Genomic DNA, 17,407 nt, shown 5'->3' on the forward strand with positions numbered 1-17,407 from the left:
CACCGAGCCCCTGGGCTCCACCTCCCTGCCCCTATGCACCTCCACATCTTCTCCGATCTCCACGCCGACATGGCCGACATCAAGCCGATCGAAGCGCTGCCCGGGGTCGATGTGGTCGTCGTCGCCGGCGATGTCAGTGAGGGGGCGGTGAACGGGTTTGCGCGGCTGCGCGAGATCGTGGCGGAGGACGTGCCGATCGTCATGGTGATGGGCAACCATGAGTTCTATCACCGCACCTACCCGGAGGAGCTGACGCTGGCGCGCGCCGAGGCGGCGCGGTTCGGGGTGCATCTGCTGGAAAACGAGGCGGTCGTGCTCGCGGGCGTCCGCTTTGCAGGCTGCACGCTGTGGACCGACTATGCGATCTTTGGCCCCGGCAGCGAGGCGGAGGCGATGGCCGTCTGCGGCGACTGGATGCACGACCATCGCTGCATCATCTGGCAGGACGAGCCGTGGCTGCGGTTCATGCCGCAGGAGGCGCTCGGGCTGCACCAGACATCGCGCACCTGGCTCACGGGCCTCTTGGAGACGCCGTTCGACGGCCCGACCGTCGTCGTCACCCACCACGCCCCCGGCTGGGGCTCGGTCGCCGAACGCTATCGCGACGACCTGACCACCGCTGCCTTCGCCTCCGACCTCTCCGGGCTGATCCAGGCGACGCAACCCGCGCTCTGGATCCACGGCCACATCCACACGCCCTCGGACTATCGCGTCGGCGCCACCCGCGTGATCTGCAACCCGCACGGCTATGGCCGCGAGAACCCGGCCTTCGATCCGGCGCTGGTGGTGGAGGTGTAGTCGCCTGCTCGGCGTGGCTGGGCAGGCTCTCTCCTCCGTCATTCCGGGGCGCGCGCAGCGCGAGCCCGGAATCCATAACCACGAAGGGGTGTGAGTTGCGAGATGCAGGCCGCGGCGATGTGTGCTCAGCCCCGCGGCCTGTGAGTATGGATTCCGGGCTCGCGCTGCGCGCGCCCCGGAATGACGTGGGGAGAGAACACGCACCCTTCTGCCGGCTCGGCCTCCGGCGCTACTTGAAGCACACCGACGTGTCGTTCGCGTCGAACGAATTGCCCGGCATCGGCCGCAGCGGGAGTTACAGTGACGCTGCACTTTACTCGATCTGTTTGCGCTCGAACGTCCTCACCCACTCCCGCTGATCTTCCGTATCCGGCACGCGCACGCCGCGTGCGGCGGCGATCCGGTCGAAGGCCTCAGCTCCATCAATGCCCAGCCGAATCATCACGCAGGCCGCGATGACGGCGGAGCGGCCGATGCCGGCGCGACAATGGATCAGGACCGTCTGGCCGTCCGTCAGCCGCGCGGCGAGGTCGTGTGCGAGCCGCAACGCTACGCTGCGGCTCTCAGGAAGACCACGGTCGGGGATCGGAAATGACACGAAGGCCATGCCGTGTGACTGGCACAGCGCGGCCTCGCGCTGAAGGCCGAGGTCATGAACCTCGGTCGGCTCCAACAGGCTGACGACGACAGCGACGCCCTCGCCCTTCCAGGCGCCGATGTCGTCCGCCAGCCAGTCTTCCGCCCGCGGCCGCGCCGCGATGGCGAGCCGGCCGGCGATGGGCAAGTCGATCCAGTGCAGGCGGGACATGGTGATGGTCCTGTCATGAATGAGCGTTCGTAACCCGGATGAGCGAGAGCGACATCCGGGATCGCGGCTGCCGAGACGGATGCACTCTCAGGCCGCCCGAACATCATACCGCGTCTGCTACTCGATCCCCAGGATTTCCCGGTGCAGCGGAACGATCGCCGACACGCCGCTGTTTACTACGAACCCAACAACGAAGGAGGTTCGTTCATGAAGATGGCAATCGTTTTGACGGCGGCTCTGTTCGCCGCTTCGCCCGTGTTCGCCGCAGAGACCGGCGCAAGTTCGCACGGCGCGTCGAAGAAGGCGCCCGGTCAGCAGATGCAGCGTAGCAAGACGTCGACGGCGCCCGGCGCTTCGGAGTACGCGCCCGGTCATCAGAGCAACACCGCCGCCGGCCCGGGGCATTCCGAGAGCGCTCCCGGCCAACGCATGACGACCACCGGCTCCAGCACGCATAGGAAGTAGTGGGCGCGCGAACGGGATACGATCCCGCTTCTCGGCCCCCCTTTCGCTTGAAGACACAGAAAAGCCGTAAGCCTCTCAGTTCATCTTCCAGACATCCGAGGGAGTCACATGCGCAAAGCGATCCTCATCTTGGCAACATCGATTTCAACCGCGCTGATCGTGCCCGCCAGCGCGTTGCCTCGCGCTCCCCTTCAGGTCGATCGCGGCGCATCTGATCTCATCGAGGTGAGAGGCGGTCATGGCCATGGTCATGGTCATGGCTGGGGCCGCGGAGGCGGTCACCGGGCCTTCGGCTGGAGTCGCGGCCGAAAGGTGGGTTGGCGCGGTCATCACTGTCCGCCGGGCCACTGGAAGAAGGGATGGTGCTGATCAGCCGGACCAGGAGCGTTAGCAAGCGTAGGGCGGATGAGCGGAGCGTAATCCGCCGCTCGACCAGATCGGCGCGTTACGCTTCGCTAACGCGCCCTACGCAGCGAGCCCTGGGCTCCACCTCCCTGCCCGCCATGAACCTCCACATCGTGGCGTGCCGATCGTCATGGTGATGGGCAACCATGAATTTGATCACCGCACCTTTCCCGAAGAGCTGAAGCTGGCGCGCGCCGAGGCGGCGCGGTTCGGCGTGCATCTCCTAGAAGACGAGGCGGTCGTGCTCGCGGGTGTGCGCTTTGCCGGCGCCACGCTGTGGACACAGCCACGCGCTTCCCGCGCGCTTTGGTTGACCTGCATCAACAGGGTCGAAGTGAATCCGCATCAAGCTGTCATCGTCAGAGAAGCGGAGGCAGTATCATGGCCGACTCGCAAGCATCTCTCGTCCCATCCCACGACGCGCCCGATCCGCACCGTCAAATCGATTCAGCCGCTTGGGCCGTATTCTTCATCTGGCTCGGCGTGGTCATGCTCGCAGGGCTTCCCTGGGGCTGGTTCCTGGTGGGCGTCGGCATCCTCATCCTGGGCGCACAGATGGTGCGGACGCAACGGAGCCTAAAGGTCGACAGGTTCGGCGTGGTCATCGGGGTCATCATTCTTGCGGCCGGCCTGTGGGATCTTCTTGCCTTGCCGTTGCCGCTCATGCCGATGATCCTGATCGTGCTGGGCGGATATCTGCTCTGGAAGACGCTCTCGACGACGGAATCCCCCTAAACGGCGCACGAAACATCAGCAGGCTCGGATGAGCGGGATAGCCCTTAGGGTACGGGCGGTTCGCAATGGTGGGCACGCGCCGCCTTGCGGCGGCGCTTTGCCCGCCCTGCGGCGCTACTTGAAACACACCGACTTGTCGTTCGGGTCGAACGAATTGCCCGGCATCGGCCGCAGCGGGGTCAGCTTGGGGTTGGCGGCCAGCAGCCGCTTCGCATAGGCGCCCAGCGCGGCGTTCATCGTGTTCAGGCGGTCCTGGGCGTCGGTGCGTTGCAGCGGCAGGGTGACCACGCCAGAGTTGTAGACCTCCGCCCGCGACCATTGCTGGCCCTGCACGATGCGGCCGACGAGGCGCGACTTCAAATCGGCGGCGCTGTCACCGGCCGCGCTCTTGGCCCCGACGACATCAGGCGGCAGCAGACTGGGGTTGACGATCCAGCCGCGCGGCTTGGCGACGGTGTTGCCGAACAGGATCAGCTCGTCGACGGTGTTGTTCAGCGCTACGTAGTCGCGCAGCGGCAGGCTGGCGTCGCCGGTGCCGGTCTCCTGGACGTGGCTCGCCAGATGCGGGCCGGTGGCGCAATAGGTGCCGAAGCTGAGCTTGATGCTGCCGGAGCTCATGGCCATGTAGCTGCCGACATCCGAGCCGCCCGGCGGCGACGGCGCGTCGTCGCCGCAGAAGGTGCCGTGCGACGAGGCATCCTGCAGGGAGTGCAGATAGAGCCCGATCCGGGCGATCTGCACCGGCACCGGCGGCTTCCTGGGGTCGTCGAACAGCACGCCGGTCGTCTTGCTCTTGTCGTCCAGCCAGGATTTGAGCTGGGTGTAGTCGACGACGCCGTTGCTGTTGTCGAGCACCTTCGGTCCCGAGGTGATGTTGAGGGCCGGCCCGATGGCGTAGTTCTCCAGCAGCGGCACGTTGCCGCTGATCGGCACGTTCGCCAGGCATTGCGGGCCGCTGAAGTTCGAGGAGCCGTTCGGCACCGTGTATCCGGCGGTGCACAGCAGGCCCGGGCCGTCGTCGGGCTTCATCGCCCATTGCCGGAGATCGTACAGCGTGCCCTGATAGACGCTGTCGATGGTGATGGGATAGCCGGGGGGCGGATAGTGGAACGGATACACCGCCTGCACGCCGCTGGCGCCGTGCACGTCGGTGCCCTGCCCATTCGGCGAGAAGTTCAGGAGATAATGATAGAGCGGCCCGTCGGTGGTGTTGTTGGTGCGCTGGAAGCCGTTGAACTTGGCGGTGATGTAGCTGGCGCCGGAATTGGTCGATGTCGCCTGCCCGCCGCACTGATCGATCGGCGCATATTGCGCGTAGTCGGAATTCTCGTTGTAGGCGGCGATCCAATACGCCACGTCGGCGCGATAGCCGAGCGCCTGGGCGATGAAATAGGTGGAGTCGGCGTGGACCATGCTGCGGCCGGGCGGGATGACGGCGAACTGCACCGCCTCGAGCAGGCAGCCCCGGTTGAGCGCCTCCGCCGGATTGCGGCACGCGCTGGCCGGCGCGAGACAATTCCTCAAGCCGTCCTTCACGCGCGGGATGCAGATGTCCTCCAGGAACGCCTGCGCGGGGTGCGGCGCGGTCAGGCCCCAGCCGAGAACGGACGATCCCACGACGACGGAGAGGGTCGACAATGCAAAGCCAATGCGCATGAAAAACTCCTTGGTGATTGAAATCCAGCCGGTCGGGACTGAACGATGGCCAAACGCCACGCCTCTCAAGCCACGCGAAACGCTGCGTGAGGCTTGCCTCGCGGATTCGGCGAGGATGATTTGTCCCCATCTCGATCAAAATATCAACCTATAGTTGTTATAACAAATGTATCGCTTTCGCAAAGATGGCGCGCTGCTTGGCCCGCCGGCGGCTCGCCGTTGACGCAGGTCTTTCAGACTCGCATCATCACGCCCTGATGTATCGCGATGTCACCGAGCCGCCGTCGGAGGTGCGCTATCGCTGCCCGTGCTGCCGCTTCCTCACTCTGGGTGAGCGCGGCGGGTTCGAGATCTGCCCGGTCTGCTATTGGGAGCACGACGGCCAGGACGACCACGATGCCGACCTCGTCCGTGGTGGTCCCAATGGAGCGCTGTCGCTGACCGAGGCACGCGCCAATTTCAAGACCCACGGCGCCTCGGAGGCGGCGCATCGTGCGTGCGTCCGTCTCCCCCGGCGGACGACGAGCGCTAGCTCGTCGCACGATGCGGGACCGTCATCGGCCCGACGGGAGACGCCGGATGTTGTCATCGCTGGATGCCACCACGCCAGCATAGCGATCGCAGGCGAGCACCAAGCGCCAGCGTCATGTCGCAGGGAACGAGCCGTTCAGCTCGCTCCGTCTCGTTTGCCATGAGCGTCGTTCTTCTCGCGCTGAGGAGAGATCTTCCAGTCGCGACCTGCCTTACGGTGGTCCCAATCGATGCCGGGTCCCATCCGATGCAGCGTGTGCTGCTTCTGACGTTCGCTGGTCGACTGCCCCTTCTCTCTTGCCGGCACGCCTGAACTCGCTTTGGTCTCCGCGGGATTGGGGGAAGGTTTTCCTTGCCCCTGAGCGAACAAGGGATTGAGGCTGACTGACGCCAGCAAGACGATCATGAAGGCAAAAGTACGCATGGAACGGCTCTCCCTTTGCATGTCACATCGACCATCCGGCCGCGACCTCGACAGGAGCACTCTGAAGGTCGCGGGCAGCTGCGGATTGATCTGGATCAGATATCCCGCGGGACCAGGCAATCGCGGCTCGCCGGAGCGGATTGACCAGCGATGGATGGAACATGCCTTTGCCTGAGCCGTTCCTGGCTGAAGTGCGGATCGCGGCTGTTTACAGAGCAGACAGATGACCAAGTTTGCGAAGGGCGACCACGTCTCCTGGAACTCGGAGGCCGGCCGCGTGACCGGACGCATCGTCGCGGTGCATGTGCGCGACTTCGACTACAAGGGCTATCGTCACCGCGCCAGCAAGGACTCTCCGCAATACGAGATCAAGAGCGACAAGAGCGAGCACATCGCCGCTCACAAGGAGAGCGCCTTGACCAGGGTGAGCGGCAATGAGGCTCGCGGTTCGCAGGGATGACCGAGCACTCACCCGCCAAGACCGCAATGACACGGGCGCGCGACGCGCTTCCCGTCTTCACCATCGGGCACTCCACGCGGACGATCGCCGAGTTCGTCACGCTGTTGCGGGCCGGCGAGGTTCAGCTCGTCGTCGATATCAGGCGCATCCCGCGCTCGCGGACCAACCCGCAGTACAATTCGGAGGTGCTGCCGGCCGAGCTCGCGCGCCATCAGATCGGCCATCTGCGCATTGCCGAGCTCGGCGGCCTGCGCAAGACGAGCGGCATTTCACCGGACACGAACGGCTTCTGGACCAACAAGAGCTTCCATCATTACGCTGACTACGCCCTGTCCGATGACTTCCGGCGCGGCTTCGATCGCCTGCTGACCGTGTCGGCCGCGCAACGCACGGCCATCATGTGCGCGGAGGCGGTGTGGTGGCGCTGTCATCGTCGCATCGTCGCCGACTACCTGATCGATGCCGGCCGCGCCGTGTATCATCTCATGGGCCACGACGAGGTTCGTGCGGCGACGTTATCTGAGGGTGCGGTGCGAGCCGGCGACAAATTGACCTATCCCGGCTCGAACAACGAATGACACGCAACTCGCGGCGCAGCCGACGCGCTCCGCAGGCTAGGTCTCCTCCTCCATCGTCACCGCGACGGCGCCGATGGCCGACAGCCGCACCTTGTCGCCTTCGACCTCGGCGACGAGACCCTTGTCGATGAAGTGATGATGCCCCTTGTGGCTGCCCTCGCCGCTGTCCTTCCTGGTCAGCTTGATGCGGTTGCCGTCGACGCGGTCGACGGTGCCGACATGCACGCCGTCGGCGCCGATGACTTCCATGTGTTCCCTGATGTCCTGCATGACGCGTCTCCTTCGTGGCTGATGATGGGTCTGAAACTGCCTCAACCGGCGGGGTGCCCGAACTGTTCCGTCCGCGTACCTAGCCGTCGGGCGGATCAGCGCAGCGTGATCCGCCCTTCCTCCGCAGGCGGCGGTTACGGCTGCGCCAAACCCCGCCCTACGGACTCTCGTCATTGCGAGGAGCCGAAGGCGACGAAGCAATCCAGGGCGGCATGAGAATTCTGGAGTGCTGCGGATCCTGCCACGGGCTGCGCCTCGGCGCGGACCCGTCGGCTCGCAATGACGCAAAAACCCGCCTGCGCCGACAAAGCTATTTCATCAGCGGCCTCAAGCTGATTTGGCCTGTCCAGTCCTTCGGTGAAAAATAAATCACTTTCGCTTTTTCAAAAATCATGATTGTCTACGCCCATCCCGGCCCGCCGAGAGGGGCGCATCGCGATCGTCACGAGACGTGGGCCGGAGATGCGGTGGCTGTGAGTGTGCCGCAGCGGGCTTGAGGCCCGCCGACGAACGGCACGCTTGCGGACGTGAAGACGCGTGGTCCTGGCGCCCCGAAGCTGGCGCCAAGTGCGGTGGTGATGATGATCGCGCCGTGCGACGGTGGCTAACAAGCCGGACACCGGGGAGATCGCGACATAAGCGTGAAAACCATCGCGCGGGGAATGCCGGGATGCCTCGGCTGAACCTGTGGTGACTGCCGCCTGCTTATCTTCTGCAGGCGGGCCATGGGTGCGGCCAGCGCCCGGCATTCCCCGCGCCCTCTCCCTTCAGAGGGCCAACGACCGGCAAGGCTCGGGCGCCATCTGCGTCGCGGGATCGCGCCCGCTTGGCGATGCTACGCCTTGCGCACGGTGCCGAGGAAGCCCTCCACCGCCACGCGGAAACGATCGGCATCCGTCGACATGCGGCGGACGGAGTCGACCATCGCCGCGCCCGCATTGCCGGTCTGGCGGTTGAGGGCTGCGACCGAGCCGATCGTGTCGGTCACGGCGCGGGTGCCCTGGGCGGCATGCTGGAAGTTGCGCGAGATCTCGGTGGTGGCGGCGCGCTGCTCTTCGACCGCCGCGGCGATCGCCGTCATCTTCTCGTCGATGCTGGAGATGTTGTGGCTGATGGCGCGGATCGCCTCGACCGACTCGCCGGTGGCGGCCTGGATCTCGGCGATCTGGCGGGTGATGTCGTCGGTGGCGGTCGCCGTCTGCGCCGCGAGGTTCTTGACCTCGCCGGCGACCACGGCGAAGCCGCGGCCGGCTTCGCCGGCGCGCGCCGCCTCGATGGTCGCGTTGAGCGCCAGCAGGTTGGTCTGCGCGGCGATCGCGGTGATCATCTTGACCACCTCGCCGATGCGGTTGGCGGCGCGGTCGAGCATCTCGACGGTGGCGTTGGTCTGCGCCGCCTTCTCCACCGCCTGGCGCGCATCGGCCGCGGAGGCCTGCACCTGGGCCGCGATCTCGGAGACCGACGCGGTCAGCTCCTCGGTGGCGGCGGCGATGGTCTCGAGATTGGTTGTCGCGGTCTCCGCGGCGCTGGCGACCGCGGCCGTCTGCTCGGTGGACTCATCGACCAGCTTGCGGACCTCGCCGGCGCTGGAATCGAGCTGGCCGGTCGAGTTGCCCATGCTGACGATGACCGCCTGCACGGTGTCGTCGAAGCTCTTGCAGGCGCTGTCGATCGCCTGCGAGCGCTCCAGCCGGCGGCCCTGGTCGAGCTCGCGCTCGCGCGACAGCTGCTCGGCGGTGGCGGCGCTCTCGCGCAGGCCCTCGAGGGCGGCAGCCATGGCGCCGAACTCGTCGGCATGAGCGAACTGCGGCACCGGCGTCTGGTAGTCGCGCTGGCCGATGCGCTGGATCGCCTGCATCAGGACGCCGACCGGGCGCATCAGGCGGACGCGCACCGCGCGCAGCGCCAGGCCGGCCACCACGAGCGCGGTGATGAAGGCGAGCGACTGGACGATCAGGCTGCTCAGCGCCGCGGTCTTGATCTCCTCGGCGCGCGCGATCGAGCCGTCGAGCGCGGTCATGCCGATGGCGATGATGCCGGCGAACGGGCCCTGGCAGAACGCGTTCCATTCCGGCGCCGGCATCGCCGGCTTGCCGCTGCCGTCAAACCCCTTGGCGAGCTGGTCCATGCGCTGATGCGCGGCCTCGACCTCGGCGCGCGAGGTCTTCACGGCCCCGGCGAGCCCGGTGCTGCCGCCCCCCGCCAAGAGGTCGTCGAGCCCGGACCAGCCGGCCGCGACGGTGCCGCGCCATTGCGCGATCGCGCCCTTCTGGGTGTCGTCGAGCGGCTTGGAGGCGTTGATGTTGGGACGCAGCGCCGAGCATTGCAGGCCATAGCGGTCGCGGACCTGCCAGGCCAGCCGCCGCGCCTGCACCATCTTGGCGATCGCCGGATCGGTCATCCAGGCGCGGTTCGAGACGGCGAGCGAGGCAGCGTTGGCGACGTCCAGCGTCTTGGTCATTGCCTGGTACCAGGCCTGCGTACGCGCCAGCACGCGTTCGGAGCGCGGCTTCGCGGCTTCATCGAACAGCAGCTTGAACTGCGGAACCGTGGCGTCCCAGCTCGATTTCAACCCGGCCATGAGGTCGTCGCGCTCGGGCATGTCGACGCCGGCGAGCGCGGCGACGATGCCGTCATAGCCCTTGGCCTCGATGCCCTGATATTCGGTGAGCTTGGCGCGCGGATCGTCCTCGCTCAGCAGCACGCTCTGGATGTCGCCGCGGTGGGCGCGCATGACCAGGACGTTCTGGAAGATCGCCTTGTCGGCCGCGGTCAATTGCTCGGTCGCGACGCTCTCGCGATAGCGGCCCGCGGCGCCGCTCATCAGGATCGCCGTGGACACCAGGATGCCCGCCGCCAGCACCGACAACAGCACCATCAGCAGAGTACTGACCGATTTCTTCATCACGCCCCGCCCCACACCAGAAAGTGGCAGGATGACGCGATTGCACAAATTCTTCCTTAACCATGGACCGGCACACCGGCGGCCGAGGTAATCAGTTGCCGAAATCCCCTGCCCCACACCAACAAAAAATGCGCAAGCCGCAACGCGGCAGCCGCTGGCGCGCGCTGCGGCGCGATGCGAAGCGAATCGCAGGGCGCGGTGCGCAGTGGCTGGGCCGGACGGTGGGCGCGGCGCCGCGATGGATCAAGATCGCCTGCGGCGCCTTGGTGCTGCTCGTGACCTTCGCGCTGGTCAATCTGGCCTATCACGTGCTGCGCAAGCCGACCGAGCTGTTCGTGGTGACGGGTCATTCGCTCGACAAGGAGCCGGAAGAGACTTGGCGCCAATATGGCGCGCTGTTCCGTGAGAGCTCGACACGATCGATCACGCCGGAGCTGCTCGCCGCCCTGGCGCAGACCGAGAGCTCGGGCAATCCGGTGGCGCGCACCTATTGGCGCTGGCGCTTCGCATGGAATCCGTTCGCGCTGTATCAGCCGGCGTCCAGCGCCGTCGGCTTGTTCCAGATGACCGACGGCGCCTTTGCCGACGCCGCACGGTTCTGCATCCGGGATCACGAGGTGGTCAGCGACGGCTGTGGGTCACCGAGCCTGTACGTCCGCGCATGGCCGGCGCATGCGGTGGCGCTCACGGTGATCTCGCTCGACCGCCAGGTCGCTGCCGTGCTCGCGCGGCAGCCTGGCGCCAAGCCGAGCGCGCAGCAGCGGCAGGATCTCGCGGCCGTCATTCATCTGTGCGGCGCCGGGCCGGCGGCCGGGTTCGCGCGCCGTGGCTTCAAGCCGGCGGATGGCGAGCGCTGCGGCGACCATTCGGTCGCCGGTTATCTCGGCCGCGTCAATGCGATGAAGAAGCAGTTTCAGAAGCTCTCGGCGGCGGAGCAGAGCTAGCGCATGGCGCCCGCTCGGCAACATCGCAGCCCGCCCGGTTCCGCGTTAAGCACGTCGGATTCACCGATGTGGGCAAAGCGCGCCCGTTAAGACATTGGCAACGAACTGCCGCGCATTTTCTCCGTCCCATTAGTACAGGAGTCACCATGTCAGAGATCGGCATTCCCGGCGCGCGCATCCGGTCCTTCATCGAGCGGATCGAGCACCTCGATGGCGAATTGGCGGAGCTGAACGAGCAGAAGAAGGAAGTGTTCGCCGAGGCCAAGGGCGAAGGCTTCGACGTCAAGATCCTGAAGGAGATCATCAAGCTCAGGAAGCAGGACCAGGACGAGCGCGACGAGCACGAGACGCTGCTCGACACCTATCTCCGGGCGATGGAAGCGGCCGAGACCGGGCCGGCCAGCAAAACCCCCGAGCGCAAGGCGGCGTGACGCTGCCGACCGACGATGGCGGCGCGCAGCCCATCTGCGCCGCGCGCTGCCCTCCCCGGGATTTTCCTTGCCCGGTTCCATCCGAGCCTCTAACGCTGCGCTACGCTTCTGCCCGCGCCCGAGGATGAGATGACCGACGCAATGACCTGCCCGCAATGCCGCTCCGAGCACGCCTATCAGGACGGCGCGCTATGGGTCTGTCCCGAATGCGGCCATGAATGGAGCGGCGACGCCGCCGTTGCGGCATCGGCCGGCGACGACGCCAGCATCCGCGACGCCAACGGCAACGTTCTGGCCGACGGTGACAGCGTCATCGTCATCAAGGACCTGAAAGTGAAGGGATCGTCGTCGGTGGTGAAGGGCGGCACCAAGGTGCGCAACATCCGCCTGCAGGAGGCGAGCGACGGCCACAACATCGCCTGCAAGATCGACGGCATCGGCCAGATGAACCTGAAGTCGGAGTTCGTGCGCAAGGCGTAGAGCCTAGTGCTCCCGGAACATTCGCGACGCCATGGCGTTCGGATCAACAACGGGAGGATGGCCATGCTGACGGACGACCAGATCGCGACGCTTTCGGATATCGGCCAGGCGATCGCCTTCTCGCCCGACCGGCAGGACGAACTCGATGGACTGATCCGCGAAGGTTATGTCGCCAAGGACGGCGACATCTACGAGCTGACGGCGAAGGGGCAGAAGATCCTGACCGATCGAGGTGCCGGATTGAACGAGGCCTGACGGACCGGAGGCTCGCAGCACCGGGCATCGGGGCGTCGGTATCAGCGCCACCGGAAAGTCTGCCATCCGGCCAAATATCATGCGGGGAATCGGCGGTTCGTCTGCAGACACCCTTGCGAATCGAACTCTGATTCACCCAATGAACGGCGATATTCCGCCCGAAGACCGAAAACAATGTCCGCGGGCGCCGCAGGACTGCGCAGGCGCTGCCTGTTATTTGACGCAACAGGTCCGGCTCAGGCCCGGCACTCAGGCCGAACAGCACAACACGGGCAAATCGCCAATTGATCGAGCAGCAAACGCAGGCCGGTTGCCGAACGCTGCGTGATCCAAGCAGTGAATCCGTCACGCTTCTGTGGTCATGAAGTGACACCCGTAGCAATCCGTTCCGTAGCAGCACGGCGTGGATTCATAACTTGGCATGAACTCTGCTTTCCAGATCCTGACCGGGTCCCACTCTTTGGAGGCAGAATCAACGTGCTCGTCACTCTCGTCGCAATGCTATGCAACGGCCAGCTCTGCATGGAGAAGGTCGTCACCAACAGCGAGATGTCCGGCATCACGATGACATCCTGCGCCGTCAGCGCGCAGATCGGAATCGCAGACTGGATGTCCAAGGGTCCCTATCACGAGTGGCATCTGCAGGGTTACAAGTGTGTCGCCGGCAAGTACGTGCCGAAGACCAACGCCTGATCCGCTTTTGCACGTCCGGCTGGCGCCCGGATATCCGGGGCCTGCCGGCCGGGCGGAAGAGCTCTGCACTGCTGTCGAATGTTCGACCCCAGCCGCGTCGCATTCGGGACATGCGCAGCAAAAAACGCTGCCGTTAGCGTGCAAACGCGCCCTGAATCGGCGAATTCGATGCGCAATGGCGCTGGCCCGCTTCGTGCAATGCCCCTCAGCGACAATGAGGGGATGACGTCATGCCGTTCTACAGCTTCCATTGCGCAGCCTGCGCAGAGGATGTCGAGTTGCTGATCGGGATTTCTGAAAGGCCAGTCTGTCCGACCTGCGGCAGTCGCAAGCTGACCCGCCTGCCCTCGCTGCCGGCGCCGCCAGCGCGCAGCCCCGGCCTGATCAAGGCGGCGCGCAGCCAGGCAGCACGCGAGGGGCACCTCAGCAACTACAGCCGCGCCGAACGGAAGAAGCGCTGACCCGGCCGCGGCCGCCGGCCCTCGGCCTCAGTCCGATGTGATCTGCACGTCGGGCACGTCATCCTCGGGATCGTCGATGTCGAGGCCGTCCTCCTCGTCCAGATCGATCCCGGAGAGGCAGATGTCACCGTCGTCGATCACAAGCTCGACTGGAGCCAACGTCCGGCCCTGACAGGGCCCGATGAAGCATTGTCCGGTATCGAGGTCGAACTGCGCACCATGCTCGCCACAAACGAGGAAATTGCCTTCCTCGTCCATGAACTCGGCCGGGTGCTTGTCGAGGCGGGCGCCCTGATGCGGGCAGGCATTCTCGAAGCCATAGAAATTGTTGCCCTTGCGCGTGACCAGGATCGGCCAAGGCTTGGCGCTGCCGTCGGGCTCGCGGCGCTGGAGAACGAAGCCCCGCGCCGCGCCATCGTCCACCTCATAGGTCGCGCAGATCGCAAACAGCGTGCTCATCATCCGCCTCTTCTCGCCTCGCCCGGCGTTCTTGGCGCATCCGCGACATCACAGGCGCGCTGAAGAGGGTCGCAGCAAGCAGCATGCCAGCCAGTGCCTGACAGGCAGATCGCGGGCCTCAGACCGCTCGCATGCCGAGGCGGCCGATCCCGGGAAATTTCAGCGCCGGCCGACGCAGATCGACGCCGAGAACTCCCCCGAAGAAGTTCAGCTCGACGCCCTCGATCCACCCGACGGTGACACCGAGATAGCCGCCGAGCGATACGAACAGACCGGTCCCGGAGGCCGTGCGCCCCCACCAGCCGTCAAAGGGGAAGTCCTTGCCGATTGCGGTTGGCGGCAGCACGGCGTTCAGCTCAGGAACCGCGTTCAGCGCCGCCTGCACGAAGGTGTTCGAATTCGGCCCCGGCCAGGCGTTGTAGTCGCCATAGGCGCGGAAGCGGTAGTTCTCGATCACGCTGCGGATCCTCGGGATCACCCGCTCGGCTTCATCGCCGTCGACGGCCAGCACTGTCTCCGGCAATGCACCGAACCAGCGACCATCGGGCGCGAAGCCATCGACCCGGATCGGCTCACCCCACGCGGTGTAGTCGTAGCGGGTGTAGCGCGGGCCGCCCTTCTCCTTCACGACGATCCAGGTGTGGACCGCGAAGATGCCACGCCAACGCACCGTGCGCGCAGCGAATACGCGCACCATCGCGTCGGCATGCTGCGCCGGCGATGGCAGCAGGCCCGCGCTCGAACGGTCCGCAGTCTGCCAGCTGCCGCGACGATCGCCGCGCAGATAGTTCGCGGCCGACAGCGAGATGGGCACGAAGATGAGCAGGAGGAAAGCGAGCACGGGCTTTTTCACGATGGGCGAGAACAATGGAGGCACCGAGGAGTGACAGCCATGTAGTCATCGCGCCCGCCCTCGCCAGCGCCGGCCGGCACGCCACCTTCACAATCCGGACACCAGGGCAGCGCTGATGACTCAGTGCCGACGGAAACCACCGTCCGGGCCGGAACGCCCGCCGCCGCCGCGAGGGCCACTGACGCCGACACGCGCAGCGCCCATGGCGGGGCCGCCCCCGATATGCGCCAAGCCGATTTGCGGCGAAGTCCCGATCATGCGCATGCCGCCCATCTGCGCGCGGGCGCTCTGCGGCGCACCGCTGCTTCGGCTCATCAATGGCTGCACCATGGGTGGCGTTGCAGCTCGAGCGGGAGCACCAGCCACGACCGGAGGTGCGCCGGGGCCGGCGGCAGTCGCAGGCGGCACACGACCTTGCATGCCCGAAGGCGGGCCGGATCGTTGGCCCGTGCCGGCGACCGCGCCCGCTCCGCCGCCAGGCTGGATCATCCCGCCGGGACCACGACCCGGCATCCCCGGGGTCATGCCAGGCTGAGGCGGATTTTGCGCCATGACCGGCGGATGGCGATGCCAGTAGCGGTTCCAGAACGCGTGCCGATGATACCAAGGCCGTCCGAAATAGAAGCTGCTCCAATAGGTGGTCAGCGTGAAGCCGACAGTCGGCACGTACTCGACATATTCGGGCAGGTAGACGTACTGCTCACGATACAGATAGGCGAGCGTCCGCGCCGCGACCCAGCCGCGTTCGCCTCCGAAGCTGACATCGCACCATGCGCCGCCTTGAATGCAGCCATGGATGGTGATCCTGGCGCCGACTGGAATGCGCTCGACGACGGGAAAACCGGGGCCGGGTCCTGCGCGCATGGTGGCCGCGGTGCGCACCAGGCCCGGCGCGGCCACCGCCAGCGAGGCGGGCGTGACAATCAACAGCGCAGCAACAAGACACGGTCTGAGTTTCACCACGGGCGCCCTCCTGTCTGTTTGCCCGAGCGAGCTCGGGCGCGAGACTCTCGCGCCCCGCATGCGCGGCTCAGGCATCCGGTCCACGGGGATGGTGGCAGACTATCGCGGCAACCTCACGGCGCTCCGTTGTCGGAGAGGAGTTGCGCTGCTCCACCGAGAGCACGGCGAAATGCCTCGTCGAACGTCACGCCACGGAATTGCCACCGATCCTGCTTGCCAGCGCGATCGAGGCGCCATTGCGTGACCCAGCCCAGTTCGGCATCGTCCCAGGTGAGATCGCCAAAGAGCATGACATCAGCGCCGGGAAACCACGACGCAACCGCCGCGGGCTGGACATCGTTCAACTTGGTCCGCTCAATGGCGGCCTTCGAGACCTCGGAGGCGCTTGGCAGAGCGATCTCGAGTCCACGCTTGACGGCCGCTGCGCGCAGCGCGTCGCGCTGCAGATCGGACCTCCGGTCGTCGGATGCAACGAAGAAAGTACGACCGCCCGACGTCATCGCCACGATCACGGCAATCGACGGGCGCGGCGCCGGCCACGGCTTGATGTTCAAGCTCGCAAGCAACTGATCGATCCGCGCGCGATCGAATGACACAGTCAAGTCATATGGACGGTCGCGCGTGCCCTGCTCGTCGTGCTTCGGCTTGCCCGACATCTGATCGTGATAATCGAAGCCGGTGACGAACTCCGCTGCCCGCGCCTCGAGTGGCGCGAGCCTTGCGTCGTTCCTGAGCTGAAATGCACCGGACACCTTGATCAGCACGTCTTCCAGACATGCTGCAAATGCCGCCCGGCGATTGTCCTCGCCCTGACCGGTCACGACCGTCTGCGCCTGGTACAGGTCGGTCGGAGCCGCATTCGCAATAGTGCAGGCCCCGACGACCATCATCGCCCAGAGCCCGAGACGCCATACGCCCCAACCGCGGAGAGCACCGCACTGCCTCATCGCGCCCTCGATCCGGCTATGTCGGCTATTTCTGCCGGTCGAGCTTGACGATCGTCGGTGTGGCGGCGTCGGACGTCGAGAACGTCACGCGATCGCCGGCGTGGATGTTCTCGATCATGGCATTGTCCTTGATCTTGAACTCCTGGGCCGCTCCGGCCGTGTTGGCACCGACGGTCCCGTTGGGAACGCGCTTGATCGCGATCGTGCCGTTGAGACGGTTGATCCCCGTGACCATGCCCGCCGTGTCTTGCTCCGCTGCCAGAGCGGGCCAAGTCCCCGCAAACAGGGCGACCGTCGCCAGAGTAATGCCAACTGCTCTCATCGCTGTTCTCCTGCCTTGCTTCTCGCGGCAAACAAAACACCACGAATTCTTTGGTTCCCGGAACCTTCAGCTTCGTCGCTGACGACTTTGGGCCGTCTAACGCGCCACAATCAATGCGCCGTGCAGCCCGTTTGTCGCCCCCAAGCACTACGCCTACATAAAACATGCTGATCGTCTCCGCCGCTGTGGACGACGCGCGCTCGACCGGGCGCAATCGCGAACCTTCTTCGACCGACACGGCTCGGCCACCCTCATGTAGTGATTTGCACGGATTTGTCATCAGACCAGCGCGTGATCAAAGTTTTCCTGCACTCGCAGTATCGACGCCCCGTAACGCCGAATTCATCAATGCGTCAGGATGCGCCTTGACAGCACAGGCAGCCGGGAGGACGATAACAGCGTCGTCCAATCTCGGTGGCCGTTCCTGACGACGCCGCGATGTCCGAACGACAACAAACCATCTGATTGCAGGGAGGTTCTATGACTCCACCTCCGTACCAGATCCGCTGAGTGCGACGGGACTCGCTTCGGACCATCGCATAGCGGCAAATCACGAACGGCACG

22 protein-coding genes are annotated in these 17,407 nt (G+C 65.7%); 12 read left to right on the forward strand and 10 right to left on the reverse strand.

The annotated features are described in order from the left end of the window. The first annotated feature begins 33 nt into the window (after positions 1–33). Positions 34–798 carry a metallophosphoesterase gene (locus QX048_RS26140; RefSeq protein ID WP_315826842.1) on the forward strand — a complete coding sequence of 255 codons (765 nt, stop codon included), beginning with the start codon at positions 34–36 and terminating at the stop codon, positions 796–798. A gap of 313 nt (positions 799–1,111) precedes the next feature. Here the strand turns inward: QX048_RS26140 and QX048_RS26145 are convergent, their stop codons facing one another. Beyond that, positions 1,112–1,606, reverse strand: coding sequence for a protein-tyrosine phosphatase family protein (locus QX048_RS26145; protein WP_315826841.1), 495 nt, complete (start codon positions 1,604–1,606; stop codon positions 1,112–1,114). Between the two features lie 141 nt (positions 1,607–1,747). Here QX048_RS26145 and QX048_RS26150 point away from each other — a divergent pair, with 141 nt between their 5' ends. Then, the gene (locus tag QX048_RS26150) at positions 1,748–2,071 is read left to right on the forward strand and encodes a hypothetical protein (protein ID WP_315826840.1); all 324 of its coding nucleotides are present in this window, start codon (positions 1,748–1,750) and stop codon (positions 2,069–2,071) included. Between the two features lie 786 nt (positions 2,072–2,857). Further along, entirely contained in the window at positions 2,858–3,211 is a 354-nt protein-coding gene (locus QX048_RS26155; protein WP_315826839.1) for a hypothetical protein, read from the forward strand. Between the two features lie 114 nt (positions 3,212–3,325). On the opposite strand, the gene QX048_RS26160 is transcribed toward QX048_RS26155, so the two are convergent. After that, positions 3,326–4,867 carry a hypothetical protein gene (locus QX048_RS26160; RefSeq protein WP_315826838.1) on the reverse strand — a complete coding sequence of 514 codons (1,542 nt, stop codon included), beginning with the start codon at positions 4,865–4,867 and terminating at the stop codon, positions 3,326–3,328. Between the two features lie 257 nt (positions 4,868–5,124). Here QX048_RS26160 and QX048_RS35290 point away from each other — a divergent pair, with 257 nt between their 5' ends. After that, a complete protein-coding gene (locus QX048_RS35290; RefSeq protein WP_410052150.1) occupies positions 5,125–5,562 on the forward strand; it encodes a CPCC family cysteine-rich protein in 438 nt (145 codons plus the stop codon). Here the strand turns inward: QX048_RS35290 and QX048_RS26165 are convergent. Beyond that, on the reverse strand, positions 5,535–5,822 hold the full coding sequence (locus tag QX048_RS26165) for a hypothetical protein (protein WP_315826837.1): 288 nt from the start codon (positions 5,820–5,822) through the stop codon (positions 5,535–5,537). The genes QX048_RS35290 and QX048_RS26165 overlap by 28 nt on opposite strands. Before the next feature lie 223 nt (positions 5,823–6,045). On the opposite strand from QX048_RS26165, the gene QX048_RS26170 reads away from it, so the two are divergent. Continuing rightward, positions 6,046–6,282 (forward strand): DUF2945 domain-containing protein, encoded by a 237-nt coding sequence (locus QX048_RS26170; protein WP_315826836.1) that lies wholly within the window; start codon positions 6,046–6,048, stop codon positions 6,280–6,282. Next, positions 6,279–6,860, forward strand: coding sequence for a DUF488 domain-containing protein (locus tag QX048_RS26175; RefSeq protein ID WP_315826835.1), 582 nt, complete (start codon positions 6,279–6,281; stop codon positions 6,858–6,860). The genes QX048_RS26170 and QX048_RS26175 overlap by 4 nt, the downstream gene beginning before the upstream one ends. A 36-nt stretch (positions 6,861–6,896) precedes the next feature. On the opposite strand, the gene QX048_RS26180 is transcribed toward QX048_RS26175, so the two are convergent. Further along, positions 6,897–7,130 (reverse strand): DUF2171 domain-containing protein, encoded by a 234-nt coding sequence (locus QX048_RS26180; RefSeq protein WP_315751727.1) that lies wholly within the window; start codon positions 7,128–7,130, stop codon positions 6,897–6,899. Between the two features lie 835 nt (positions 7,131–7,965). Next, a complete protein-coding gene (locus tag QX048_RS26185) occupies positions 7,966–10,035 on the reverse strand; it encodes a methyl-accepting chemotaxis protein (protein ID WP_315751728.1) in 2,070 nt (689 codons plus the stop codon). A gap of 128 nt (positions 10,036–10,163) precedes the next feature. Here QX048_RS26185 and QX048_RS26190 point away from each other — a divergent pair, with 128 nt between their 5' ends. From QX048_RS26190 to QX048_RS26215, 6 genes are all read left to right on the forward strand, one after another. Next, entirely contained in the window at positions 10,164–10,979 is an 816-nt protein-coding gene (locus QX048_RS26190) for a transglycosylase SLT domain-containing protein (RefSeq protein WP_409999243.1), read from the forward strand. A gap of 146 nt (positions 10,980–11,125) precedes the next feature. Continuing rightward, positions 11,126–11,410, forward strand: a complete 285-nt coding sequence (locus tag QX048_RS26195) for a DUF2312 domain-containing protein (protein ID WP_315712263.1) — start codon at positions 11,126–11,128, stop codon at positions 11,408–11,410. 129 nt (positions 11,411–11,539) lie between these two features. Then, positions 11,540–11,890 (forward strand): zinc ribbon domain-containing protein YjdM, encoded by a 351-nt coding sequence (locus tag QX048_RS26200; RefSeq protein ID WP_315751729.1) that lies wholly within the window; start codon positions 11,540–11,542, stop codon positions 11,888–11,890. 63 nt (positions 11,891–11,953) lie between these two features. Then, positions 11,954–12,145, forward strand: a complete 192-nt coding sequence (locus QX048_RS26205) for a hypothetical protein (RefSeq protein ID WP_315712266.1) — start codon at positions 11,954–11,956, stop codon at positions 12,143–12,145. Positions 12,146–12,622: 477 nt separating this feature from the next. Then, complete coding sequence (locus tag QX048_RS26210) at positions 12,623–12,838, forward strand: hypothetical protein (protein ID WP_315712268.1); 216 nt, start codon at positions 12,623–12,625, stop codon at positions 12,836–12,838. A gap of 230 nt (positions 12,839–13,068) precedes the next feature. Further along, entirely contained in the window at positions 13,069–13,299 is a 231-nt protein-coding gene (locus QX048_RS26215; protein ID WP_315712270.1) for a zinc ribbon domain-containing protein, read from the forward strand. A 27-nt stretch (positions 13,300–13,326) separates the two neighbouring features. On the opposite strand, the gene QX048_RS26220 is transcribed toward QX048_RS26215, so the two are convergent. From QX048_RS26220 to QX048_RS26240, 5 genes are all read right to left on the reverse strand, one after another. Continuing rightward, the gene (locus tag QX048_RS26220) at positions 13,327–13,761 is read right to left on the reverse strand and encodes a Rieske (2Fe-2S) protein (RefSeq protein ID WP_315826834.1); all 435 of its coding nucleotides are present in this window, start codon (positions 13,759–13,761) and stop codon (positions 13,327–13,329) included. Positions 13,762–13,876: 115 nt separating this feature from the next. Beyond that, positions 13,877–14,599, reverse strand: a complete 723-nt coding sequence (locus tag QX048_RS26225) for a DUF3750 domain-containing protein (RefSeq protein WP_315751730.1) — start codon at positions 14,597–14,599, stop codon at positions 13,877–13,879. Positions 14,600–14,731: 132 nt separating this feature from the next. Beyond that, the gene (locus QX048_RS26230; RefSeq protein ID WP_315826833.1) at positions 14,732–15,574 is read right to left on the reverse strand and encodes an SH3 domain-containing protein; all 843 of its coding nucleotides are present in this window, start codon (positions 15,572–15,574) and stop codon (positions 14,732–14,734) included. Positions 15,575–15,687: 113 nt separating this feature from the next. Continuing rightward, on the reverse strand, positions 15,688–16,521 hold the full coding sequence (locus QX048_RS26235; protein WP_315813922.1) for a DUF2066 domain-containing protein: 834 nt from the start codon (positions 16,519–16,521) through the stop codon (positions 15,688–15,690). Between the two features lie 25 nt (positions 16,522–16,546). Continuing rightward, the gene (locus tag QX048_RS26240; protein WP_315712278.1) at positions 16,547–16,843 is read right to left on the reverse strand and encodes a copper-binding protein; all 297 of its coding nucleotides are present in this window, start codon (positions 16,841–16,843) and stop codon (positions 16,547–16,549) included. Between the last annotated feature and the right edge of the window lie 564 nt (positions 16,844–17,407).

It is taken from the genome of Bradyrhizobium sp. SZCCHNS30572 (assembly GCF_032484415.1).
Classification (GTDB): Bacteria; Pseudomonadota; Alphaproteobacteria; order Rhizobiales; family Xanthobacteraceae; genus Bradyrhizobium.